This is a genomic window from Devosia indica, from assembly GCF_003056405.1.
Lineage (GTDB): Bacteria > Pseudomonadota > Alphaproteobacteria > Rhizobiales > Devosiaceae > Devosia > Devosia indica.
On sequence record NZ_PYVZ01000041.1, the window covers coordinates 1 to 1,660 of the forward strand.

A 1,660-nucleotide genomic window follows, 5' to 3' on the forward strand; every position below is an offset into this window, starting at 1 on the left:
GGCTCTGGCGCAGATTTGGTGCTGGCCATCAAGGTGCACCAATGAGCCGTGCTTCCAACAGATCGATCTTGCCGCGGCCATACATCTGACGCTTGACGAGCTTGAGCTTGGTGATTTGGCCCTCAGTTTGTCCGTTCGACCAACTTGAAGAGATTGCAGCCTCGACCGCTGCTCTGTCCCGATGAACCCCCTTCGCGAACGAGGCCATCAGGCCGTGCGAAGTCTGCTCGAGCCAATCGGCCAATCCGGCAGAATCCCGGGTCCGGATCATGGCGTGGAACGCATCGAGCTGACTGTGGGCAGTAACCAGATTGGGCACATCGGCTTCAATAGCGGCGATAATGACCGTTTCCGCCTTCGTCAGTCGGTCTCGTCCTGTGGTCATAAGCCTGGCAATAGTTCGCGCTGAGGGAATGCGTCGCAGGGCGGCGTCTGTCTGCTCAGCCCGCCGCCGGCGCGTTGCCCACTCTCCCACCACCCGGAGCGAACCCCTAAAGCCCTTTCTGCGCAGGCGACGCCAAAGATCGGCACCGTTTCGATCGCCCTGTTCCCAGCTCGCGTCCAGCCATTCGAGATAAGGCTCAAGCGAGCTCTCGCGGGTACGGAAAACGTCGGAATGCAACCCCCGTGTTATTTGGCGCACGAGGCCGCGGCTGTGACCAGTACGCCGGACGATCTCTTTTATCGGGACGCCCTCGTTGAACAGCGCCATAACCGCATGGTTGGTGTCCTCGCGGCGCAGAAAACCGTCATACTGGATCTTCTCAGCTGCCGTCAGAAGCTCAGGGTCGATACGCGCTACACCGATACTCCGCCTGATTTCCCGCATGGATTTGCGCACTGCCTCGAGAAAGGCCCTACTGGCGTTCTCCATCAGGTGCCAGCGGTCTGCGACTTGGACGGCATGTGGTAGGCCTCTGCTGATCGCGAGACCGTACCCGCCGCCCCGGTCTCGGGCAACGATCTCGACCTGGCCTTGATGAGAGAGCCAAGCCTGAGCTGTCGCGGGCTCCCGGTCCGGTAGCAGCTTGATCGGACGGCGGCGCTCAAGATCGCAGATCAGCGTCCCATAGCGATGATTGCGTCGCCAGGCCCAGTCGTCGATACCGATGACGCGAGGAGGCACCGGCACTGCCGTGCCATAGCGCCGGACGGTGCGGATCAAGGTGTCCTTACTGACAGGCACCATGAGCCGATCGGCAAAACGCGAGGCCGGACGCCCACCGAGCGCCAAGCCCAGATGATGGACGAGGAGGTTGAGACGCTTTGTCCTGCGCGCCCAGGGCGCAAGCACGCCATTCTCCAGCCGCTCGGCAAATATCTTCTGTCCGCACAGCACGCTGTTGCATCGAAATCGGCGGGCTTTGACGAGCAATCTGACTCGACGACCTCCAAGCGGGAGGTCGGAGGCCTTTCGCCAATAATGACTATGGACACTACGGCTGCTGCGCCCACAGGAGGGGCAAACACTTCCCGTTTGACGAGGGCGGACGCCGATCTCGAGATGACCGTCTATCTCCACCGTTGTCTCAATGATGAAGCCTGACGGTATAAGCGACGAAGTTCCAAGCTTTCGCGCCATTTCAGTGATTCCCTCTCAAAAGGAAATCACACCGCGCGATTGCACCAAATGTGAGTCAGAGCCAACGTTCCGCGCCGA

General features: G+C 60.5%; 1 protein-coding gene. It reads right to left on the reverse strand.

Annotated elements, in window-relative coordinates; translation table 11 throughout:
* Nucleotides 1-28: 28 nt before the first annotated feature.
* The gene (locus DDE76_RS19290; protein ID WP_104891932.1) at nt 29-1,582 is read right to left on the reverse strand and encodes an ISL3 family transposase; all 1,554 of its coding nucleotides are present in this window, start codon (nt 1,580-1,582) and stop codon (nt 29-31) included.
* Nucleotides 1,583-1,660 lie beyond the last annotated feature (78 nt).

What these genes read in the sequence shown, in the direction of transcription:
- DDE76_RS19290 (WP_104891932.1), bottom strand. Translation starts at nt 1,582, where the DNA reads ATGGCGCGAAAGCTTGGAACTTCGTCGCTTATACCGTCAGGCTTCATC.